This window comes from Nocardia uniformis NBRC 13702, assembly GCF_001613345.1.
Taxonomy (GTDB): Bacteria; Actinomycetota; Actinomycetes; order Mycobacteriales; family Mycobacteriaceae; genus Nocardia; species Nocardia uniformis.
In genome coordinates, this window is sequence record NZ_BDCE01000043.1 from 40099 (window position 1) to 49789 (window position 9691).

The window sequence follows — 9691 nt, forward strand, 5'->3', positions numbered from 1 at the left end:
GCCGACATAGTCCCCGTCATCCCGGAATGACGAAGTGCGGCCACACGACATCGCGATATCGAACCCGATAACGGCACCAGTCGCGCCCGCGGTCCTCGCTGCGGGCGCATCCGCATCCGCCTGTGCCTCAGCGTTTTTCGTCGATGCGCACGCTGATCCCGTCGCGCGGATGCATGCCGATCAAACCGTGCGGACGCGCATCCGTCGTCAACACCTCGCCATCGATGCGCCGTGCGACGGCGACGAAGGCGGCTTTGACCGCCATCGTCGCGAAGCCCGCGCCGATACAGCGGTGCGGACCGCCCCCGAACGGCAGGAACTCGAACGGCGCCGGACGGCGATACCACTCGGAACCGGGGTCCCATCTCCGAGGTTCGAACCGCTCCGGATCCGGCCATACCGACGGCAGCCGGTGGGTGTGGAACGGGCTGAAGATCAATAGATCGCCGGGAGCGAATCGCTGTCCGGCGAGGGTGAATTCGGTGGCTACCGTGCGCGAGATGACGGCCGTGGCCGGATAGAGCCGCATGGTTTCGGAGACGATGTGGTCGAGTTCCTCGGCCGGTGGCCGATCGGCGAGCGCGGCGGTGATGCCGGTCCACACCGCGCGGTCCCGCAGTGTGCAGTAGAGCGTCCACGACAGCTGCGCCGCAGTCGTTTCCGCCCCGGCCTCGAGCAGGCTGACCAGCTGATCGGTGATCTCGTCGTCGGTGAGCCGGGTGCCGTCGACACCGCGGAGCAGCACGCCCAGCACATCCGCGCCCGGCTCTGCCCGTGTACCGCGACGCTCGATCTCCGCGACGACCCAGCGGTGCACCGAGGAGCGCGCGAGCAGTGCCCGACGCCAGATCGGTGAGCCCGATCCGCGTTCGAGCGTGCCGCCGAGCACATCGGTGTCGATGGCTCGGTGGATGTCGTGCAGCCAGTCGTCCAAACCGTCGGAGCGGGCCATGGCGGACACGCCGAACAGGCTCTCCACCGTGGCCAGCCGTAATGCCGGACGTAGTGCGTTGTACACGTCGACGATATCGCCGCGGGCCCACCCGGCGACGGCCGTCTCGACGTGGCGGGTGACCGTCGCGTGGTGATCGGCGACCCGGCGGGCGGTGAAGGCCGGGGCGACCAGCTTGCGCAGGTGACGATGCCGGTCACCGTCATTGACCAGTAGGGCGGCGGAACCGGTCAGCGGAGCCAGCGCGGAGAAGGCCCGTTCCCAGCTGAACAGGTGACTGTTCGCGAGAATGAATTCGCACGCCTCGGTCCCGAGCGTGAGCCAGAACCTCATCGGGGCAGTCCCGAGCAGGGAGATCGGACCGTTGTCCCGGTACAGCCGTTGCATCGCCGCATAGGGATCGGTCGAGAACGCCTGTAGGTCGGATATTTCACGCGCAGATCGGGCCGCGCCCATACCCGCACCGCCGATGTTCGGTTCCGGCACGAGCGCACTCGCGGCCGTGTTCATTGTCGCCTCACTGTGCTCGCTCATACGAGGTCACCGATCATCGCGGCCTGTCCATTTCGAGCGACCCGCAAGCAGTCGCTACGGCTGGCGGCGAGCAACTCCGGTAGCGGTACCGGCGTCGGTGCCGGCGGCCGAATCAGCTCCGGCTGACCGATCGCGGTGGTGAGCCGCTGCCAGATGGCGGTCACGGTCACCGCCCACTGTCCGGCGCCGATGGATCGGCGCGGGTCGGCGATATCGGCACGCAACTGTGCCAGCGCGGTACGCACGCTCTGCGGCCAGAGCTCGTCGAAAACCGTCCGGAACGTCGGAATATCCGCCGGTTCCAGCACTTCGGTGGTCGGCACCGCCAACCGTTCGGTGCCGGGTCCGGCCATGATCAGCCGTCCGGCCTCGTCTCGGCCGGTATGCAGCCGCGGGCTCCACAGCACAGGACCGTGGGTGTCGGCCAGGGTCAGCACCCCGCTGTCGAAGGCGATTGCCAACCGGTGCAACAGCAGTGCGTGGTTGTCCGGATCGGCGGGATGGATTTGGTTCTGCACCCGCAGCGATAGCGGAACACCCCCGATCACCCCCGTCAGGTGGGTGTAGGGCATCGGCCGATCGGCCAGTGCGGCCAGCTCCGGCGGTACCGGCGCGGGTTCGCTCAATGCCCAGGGCCGCAGTCGCCCGACCGCTCGGCCGATCATGTCCAGCAGCGGATAGACCATCTGCCCACCGGCCACGGCATCCACGTGCAGTGGCTGCTGCCGCTCCCGCAGGAGCTCGGCCGCACGCAGGAACAGCTGTACCGGCCGCAGCTGCGGATAGAACGCGTTGAGCCGGTAGCGGACCCCATATTCGCGGGCGGTCCGCAGACACTCGGCGAGTTCATCGGGGTGCAGCAGATGTTCTTGCAGCACATGGATACCGCGGGCCAGCAGGCTCTGGGCCAGCGCCGCCCCGTCGCCGCCCGCGACACCGGCGCGCACGGCGACACAGGCGATGTCGATATCGTCGGGCAGCGCATCGATACCGGTGTAATGCGGTACCCCATAGGTTTTCGCGCAATCCAGTGAGGCGGCGCTGCCGCGGGAGACGACACCGGCGAGTTCGACGTTCGGATCTTCGTGCGCGGCTTGCAGATACACCCGGCCGAACGAAGTACCGCATACGACGACCTTCGGTAGCGCGGGGGGCGGCGTCGGATGGACGCTCCGCGGCTGTGTCGGACGGACACTCCGCGTCCGTGTCGAGTCGTTCACAGGCTGCCTTCCAACATCGGTTCGTCGTGGGCGTTCCGGTGGGTCTGCCATACGGGCAATGCCCCGAGCTCGATCACGCCGTCGATCAACCGGCGGGGTTCGAGGACATCGTCGGCATAGTGCAGGCCCGGTGGCACCGCGCCGGACAGCACGGCGGCGACCGCGCACGCGGCGGTGGCGGCGGTGAGCTCGAAGCTGCTCGGGGTGCGCAGCACCGCGGTGTCGGTGCCGTCCGGCCGGACGACGGTGAACGCCATCAGGTAGAACGGGTCGAGTCCGACCAGATCGAGTTCGGCCGCCGCACGGATCCGCTCGACGATCGGTCCGAGTGTTCCGCTGCCGCGGCTGAAGTCCGAGTTTCCGCTGCCGCGGCTGAAATCCGATTCTCCGCTGCCGCGGACGTGACCCCGGAGCCGAGTGAGCGTCAGCCGCAGCGCACTGCCGACGAAGACGTTGTACCAGTGCAGATCGTCGAGTCCGGTTGTGCGGGCCAGCCGTTCGGCATCGGCGGTGAGGAACGGCATGGTGGTCACCCGGCCGGGAAACCCGGCGATCTCGACGTTCTCCCCCACCGGCAGGGCACGGCGCCGACGACGGCCGCCGGACCACGCGGCCAGGGTTTCGCCGTACCAGTGTCCCGCACCGGAACTGTCCGAACTGTCGAGGGATAAGGCGAGGTCCCCGGCCGACGCCGCCGCGAACGGTTCGATACCGCCCGCGTAGACGATCAGCCGGGCCCCGGTCAGGTCGTCGGCCAGCAGCCGGGGAACGACATTGGCCAGACCGGGCAGCATGCCGGCCGACAACACCGCGGTCCGCCCGGCCGTCAGCAGCGGTGAACCCTCGAGCAGGTGATGTGTGGGCCCGTCCCCGGAGACGTCGACATAGTCACTGCCCGCCGACAGTGCCGCCCGCGCGACCCGGTCCAGCAGCAGATACGACGGTCCGGCGCAGTTGAGTACGAGTCTTGTTCCCGCACAGAACTTCGCCAGCGAGTCCGGATCGTCGGCGTCCACCCGGTACCGCCGCGCGGTGGGCGGCAGTGCGTCGACCGCACCTCGGTCCATATCCATATGTCGCGCCCCGACCCGCAACTCGCCGATGCCGAGCCGGGTGAGCATCCGCACCGCCGCTCGGCCGACCACGCCGGTGGCGCCGAGCACCGCCACCGGCCCTGCCACGTCGGTCACGGCCGCGCCTCGACGACGGTGTCCGGGAACGGGGCGGTTATCCGCTCGGCGAGTGCCGCGGCATTGGCCGCGGCCATACTGCTGAGATGATCGCCGGGGAGGTCCTCGATGGCGAGCGATCCGAGGCCGACCCGCGACCAGAACCGATCCACCTCAGCCCGACTGCCGAACAGCGTCGCGGAATCGCTATTGCGCAATACCCGCAGCGGCCCGAAATAGGGCTCGGCACGGTGTTCGCCCATGGCACGCAGATTCTGCGCGAAAACGTCGAGCTGGCTGCGGAATTCGTCGAGCGACCCGGCACCGGAGTGGTAGGGGCCTGCCCCGCCGGTGGCGGCCGCGTACAGGGCAGCGACACGATCGGCGCGTGGGATGGCGGCCAGTTCCCGGAATTTCGCCGCGAGCGGCGCGGAGTCACCGTCCAGCCCGGTCAGGGCGCCCACCGGAATCCGGTCCGGGGTGCGGTCGAGAATCGAGCGCACCGCGATATCGAATGCCGCTGTGTCGGTGGGGAATCCGATGGTCGCCGGGTCGATGCCGATGGACTGGGCGAAGATGTAGTCGATCATCAGTTCGTCGTGGACCGCGGGTGGCTGGTAGGAGCCGATCACCGTGAGGTCGTCCACGGTGGCGCCCGCCTCGGTGAGGGTGCGTGCGATCTCGGCGGCGAGCAGGCCGCCCACCGAGTATCCGATAATGCGGAAGCGGCGGTCGTGGGCGAGCAGTTCGGTCGCGTAATCGGCGGCCTGCTTGGTGATTACGGCTTCCGGGGGCAGATTCAGATACCGTCCCGGGTCGACGACCTCGAGGCCGATCAGGGCGCCGGGATGTGCGGAGCGCAGGTGCGGAAGCAACGCGTTGTAGGGCGTCAGGGTGCCGGTGCCACCGTGCACCAGCACCCATGTGCCGCTGCTGTGGCCGGGCTCGCCGCCGAGTGCCCGCACCGCTGTCCGCTGCTCTGCCCGCGCCGGATCCGCCTCGGTGCGACTGCGGTGGGCGGCGAGCGCGGCGACGGTGGGATTTCGCAGCATGTCGCGAAGGAGTTCCTGCCATTCGACGTCGGCGATCTCGGGCACCCGCTCCCGCAGCCGACCGACCATCTGCGACAGCAGCAGTGAATCGCCCCCGAGGGCATAGAAATTCTCGTCGCGGCCCACTCGCGGTACGCCGAGCATCTCCTGCCACAGCTGCGCGATCCGCTGCTCGATCTCGTCGGCGGGCGGGGTGAAGGCGGGATCCACGGCCTCGGACGGTGTTGTGGCAACGCGAGCGGCCAGGGCGGCGCGGTCCACTTTTCCGTTCGCGGATCGCGGTAGCGCGTCCAGCAGCGACATGTCGTCGGGCACCATATGGCCGGGTAGCAGTGTCGCGACGTGCTCGGTGAGCTGCTGTTCGGTGACGCTGCGTCGCTCGCCCTTGAATCGGGCGAGGAAGACACCCTGTCCGGAGGCAGCAAGGGGGTCGTCTTCGGCGGGCAGTACGCGAACCTGATCGGCACCGGCGTCGTCGAGCTGCCGCAACCACTGGTCACGGGTGAAGAAGGCCTGCCCGGTACCCGCTCGAACATCGGTGAAAGCGGTGAGCTCGCTGAAGAACTCGAACTCCATCGATACCAGCAGCGCGTAGTTGTGCTGCCGGGTCGGTTCGAGGAATACCAGCCAGCCGCCCGGTGCGAGCAGGTCACGCAGCCGTGCCAGCACCTCGTCGGCATTGTGGGAATTGTGCAGCACGTTCGCGCACACGATCACGTCGACCGAGTTCGGCCGCAACCCCTGTTCGAGCGCGTCGGCGTTGATATCGAAGCGGCCGTAGCGCACCCACGGATGGTCGGCGAATTTCTGGCGGGCTTCGCCGAGGAAGAATTCCGATATGTCGGTGAAGTGGTAGTCCGGTTCGAATTCGGCGAGCGCGGGAATCAGGTCGGTACTGGTGCCCGCGATACCGCCGCCGACCTCGAGCAGCCGCAGCCGGTGCGGGGACTGCCGGGCCACCGTACGCACGGTGTCGATAACGACGCGATGTACGCTGCGCGCGACCAGATTGGTCCGGTAGACGGCGTGCGCCGCTCCGGGTTTCCCTGCCGGGAACAGTAATTCGCGCACATCGAGATCGCCGCGCAGCAGGTCGTCGAGTCGGCTGCTGCAGCTGCGAATGTAGGCCAGGGTTTCACTGCCGTAGCCGACGATGCCGTCCAGCTCATCGATGCGCCGCCACGCGTTCGCGACCGCGTCGGGTCCTGCGGCGATCAGATCGTGGTAATGCCCGCTTGCCGGATCCTGGACCAACGCTCCCGCGTGCACCAGGGCGGACAGCCAGCGCCGCAGCAGTCCGTGCTGGCGCTCGGAAACTCCGGTGGCCGCGGCGATCTCGGCGAGGTCGTGCGTGCGCGTGCGATCGCCGAATACGCCGTCGGCGCGCAGCCGGGCCGCGATGGACGCGATCGCCATCTCATCGACCGCCCGCATCAATGCGACGAACGACTCGCCATCGAGTTCCCGCTGTACCGCGGCCACGGTGTCCTCGGCGATGGCGAGCACGTCGCGCGCGGTCGAGTCGCCGGTGACCCCGTCGGTCGCGATTTCGGCGAATCCGAGCAATCGGGCGGCGGGGCCCTGACTATCGATCAGTACCGCGGCGTCGGCGACGGCGGGATGGCGGCGCAGCGCCGACTCGATTTCGCCCAGTTCGACCCGGTGTCCGCGAATTTTGACCTGAGTGTCTTCGCGGCCGAGGAATTCGAGCCTGCCGTCCGGGTGGAAGCGGCCGAGGTCGCCGGTGCGGTACAGCCGGGCACCGGTGCGCGGATGGTGGATGAACCGCTGCGCCGTCAACTCCTCGTCGCGCAGGTAGCCCTCGGCCAGGCCGGTGCCGCCGATATAGAGCTCGCCGGTGACCGATTCGGGGCAATCCTGTAGTGCGCTGTCCAGCACGTGCACGGTCTGGTTGTGTAGCGGGGTGCCGTACGGGATACTGCGCCACGCCGGATCGACTTGCCGCACGGGATGGTGGATCGACCAGATGGCGGCCTCGGTGGCACCGCCGAGGCCGATCACGTCGAGGTTCGGATGGTTGGCGCGCACCCGGTCGGGCAGATCCAGGGGGATCCAGTCACCGGACAGCAGGGCGAGCCGCAATGAGTCGGCGGTACGGGCGGGCGTGGTGTCGAGGAAGTCCTGCAGCATCTGCAATTGCCCGGGCACGGTATTCCACAGGGTGACCGAATGCCGTTGCACCAGTTCACCCCAATGCGAGGGGTCGGCCGCGCGGTCCTGCTCGGGGAGCACCACCGCACCACCGGCCGCGAGTACCCCGAAGATGTCCCATACCGACAGGTCGAAGGCCAGGCTCGCCACGGCGAGTACCCGGTCGCCGGGCCCGATGGCGAAGCGCTGGTTGATGTCGTCGATGGTGTTCGCGGCGGTGTGATGGGCGATGACGACGCCCTTCGGTTCTCCGGTCGAACCCGAGGTGTAGATGACATACGCCGGGGCCGACGGATCAGTCTGCGGCGCAATGTCATTGGACGAGATGGGTGCGGAGTCTGTCGGGGATTCGGGTGGGCCCGGCACCAGGTCCACGGGGACCGGGCGCACATTCGCGGGTAGTTCACCGGCGTCACGTAGCCAGGGCTGGGTGAGCACGACGTCGATCCCGGCGCGGTCGATGATCCGCTCCCTGCGCGCCATCGGCTGGGTGGCCTCGATCGGCACATACGCCGCTCCGGCCAGCAGTGCCGCCAGTACGGCTACGACCTGTTCCGGACCTTTCTCCATGAGAACACCGACCAGGTCGCCGGGCTGGACTCCGGCCGTACGGAGAGCGACCGCCGCGGCGGCTGCGCGGCGACGTAGCTCGGCGAAACTCAGCGCGCCGTCGCGGTGGAGCACGGCCGGGGCGTCCGGATGGGTGTCGGCCCGATCCAGGATCGGCTGGTGCAGCAGTCGTGGTCGAATGGCGACGGCGGTGTCGTTGTAGGTGTCGCGGCGGCTGCGCTGTGCGGGCGGCAGTGGCACCGGATACTGCTCGGTCCAGGCGGCGGGGTCGGCGGCGAGCCGGGAGACGAGATTGGTGAAGGCGGCGAAGGCGGCGGTGGCGGCACCGTCGGCCAGCACGCCGCGGCGCACATCCCAGGACAGCATCAATCCGTCTTCGTACGGGGTCACCTGGCAGTCGAGCCACACCTGTGGGGTGCGGGTCATACCGCGCAGAATGCGGCCCCGGTCGGTACGCGCGCCCGCATCGTCGGCGCCGAGGGTGCTGGTGTACACCACCGGCATGAGGACCGGGCTGCCCGCACGGCGGGTCAGTTCACCGAGTACGTCGACACCGTCGAACAGTCGATGATCGAGATCGGTGAACAGCTGCGCGGTAATGGCGCGGGCGCGGTCGAGGAAGGTGTGCTGCTCGTCGAGGTCGATACCGAGCAGGTTGACCGAGGTGAAATCGCCGAGTACCGCATCGATATCGGGGTGGGCCGGGAGCCGGTTGAATACCGGCAGGTTGAGCGTGAATCGGCGGTTGCGGCTCCAGCGCCCGATGACCTCGGCGTAGGCGGCCAGCACCGCGCCGGATGCGGTGAGTCCGTTGGCTTTCGCGGTGCCGGTCAATCCGGCCAGCTCGGTGGCGGGTAGCCAATGGTGCAGCCGGTCGAAGGCGGGGTCGGCGGTGTCGGCCGCCTCGACGGGCAGTTCGGGTGCCGCGGGCAGGGTGTCGAGCCGGTTCTGCCAGTAGTCGCGATCCCGGTCGTACCGCGATCCGTTGCGTAGCCGCTGGACACCGAGAACGTAGTCACGGAAGCCGATTTCAGGCGTGGGCCGTGGCTCATCGCCGGGTGCGTGGACGAGTTCGCCGAGTTCGGCCAGCAGTAGTTGCACACTCGCGGCGTCGAGCACCAGCAGTTCCAGCAGCAGGTGCAGAATGCAGCCGGGATCGGTGCGGGTGATGCGCAGGGCGAACAGCGGCCAGGTTTCGGTGGAGCCGGACGGGCCGAGCAGGTCGTCTCGTTGCCGGTCGCGTACGGCATCGATACCTGCCGTATCCGCGCCGCGCACATCCGTCACCGGGATCGGGTACCAGGGTGCGGTGGCGGCAACCTGCTGGTAGCCGTCACTGTGCACGGTGGCTCGGAGCATGTCGTGGCGGCGCACGAGTTCGTTCCACGCCCGCTCCACGCTGTCGGGTTCGATACCGGGGTAGGAGATTTCGAGGTAGCTGGTGCAGGCGACGCCGCCGAAGGGGTAGGTGGGGTCGCGTCCGATCAGGTACGCCGATTGCACCGGGGTCAATGGGAATGGTTCGTACGCGGAGGCGGTGTCGGCGGTGATACGGATCGCCGCGTGGTCCCGGGTGAGATATTCCAGCACCGCGGGCTTGTGCGCCACCAACTGTGCACGGTGTTCGTCGGTCAGCACGCCCTGGGGGGCGCGGAACCGCAATTGCTCACCGTCGACCCACAGGTGAACTCCGCGCTGTCGCAGGTCGGTTACCAGTTCGGTGACGTTCACAAAGCACCTTCTTCGAGATCGATTCCGGATTGAGGTTGGTTGTGGGTGATTCCGGCGATGGTTGGGGTGGTGAAGAATTCGCGCAGGGTCACCGTGATGCCGAGTTCGCGTTCGAGGCGGCTCACCAGCCGGGTGGCCGATAGCGAGTCGCCGCCCACGCCGAAGAAGCCGGTGTCTCGGCCGGGCACAGCGCCGCCCAGTATTTGTTGCCATATCTGTCCGATGCTGGTTTCGATCCCGGCACGGAGTGGCTCTCCGGAGTGCGGCACGGATTCGTCTGCGGCAGTGTTT

5 protein-coding genes are annotated in these 9691 nt (G+C 68.3%); all 5 read right to left on the reverse strand.

From position 1 onward, the window contains the following. Positions 1 to 127: 127 nt before the first annotated feature. The gene (locus NU1_RS12890; RefSeq protein ID WP_084521237.1) at positions 128 to 1486 is read right to left on the reverse strand and encodes a cytochrome P450; all 1359 of its coding nucleotides are present in this window, start codon (positions 1484 to 1486) and stop codon (positions 128 to 130) included. Then, positions 1483 to 2757 carry a Gfo/Idh/MocA family oxidoreductase gene (locus NU1_RS12895; RefSeq protein WP_084521238.1) on the reverse strand — a complete coding sequence of 425 codons (1275 nt, stop codon included), beginning with the start codon at positions 2755 to 2757 and terminating at the stop codon, positions 1483 to 1485. The genes NU1_RS12890 and NU1_RS12895 overlap by 4 nt, the downstream gene beginning before the upstream one ends. After that, on the reverse strand, positions 2703 to 3896 hold the full coding sequence (locus NU1_RS12900) for a saccharopine dehydrogenase NADP-binding domain-containing protein (RefSeq protein WP_084521239.1): 1194 nt from the start codon (positions 3894 to 3896) through the stop codon (positions 2703 to 2705). Before NU1_RS12900 ends, NU1_RS12895 begins: the two co-directional genes overlap by 55 nt. Next, on the reverse strand, positions 3893 to 9400 hold the full coding sequence (locus NU1_RS12905; RefSeq protein WP_067520791.1) for a non-ribosomal peptide synthetase: 5508 nt from the start codon (positions 9398 to 9400) through the stop codon (positions 3893 to 3895). Before NU1_RS12905 ends, NU1_RS12900 begins: the two co-directional genes overlap by 4 nt. Then, on the reverse strand, positions 9397 to 9691 hold a 295-nt coding region (locus tag NU1_RS12910), incomplete at its 5' end, for a phosphopantetheine-binding protein (protein ID WP_157552166.1). The genes NU1_RS12910 and NU1_RS12905, both read right to left, overlap by 4 nt.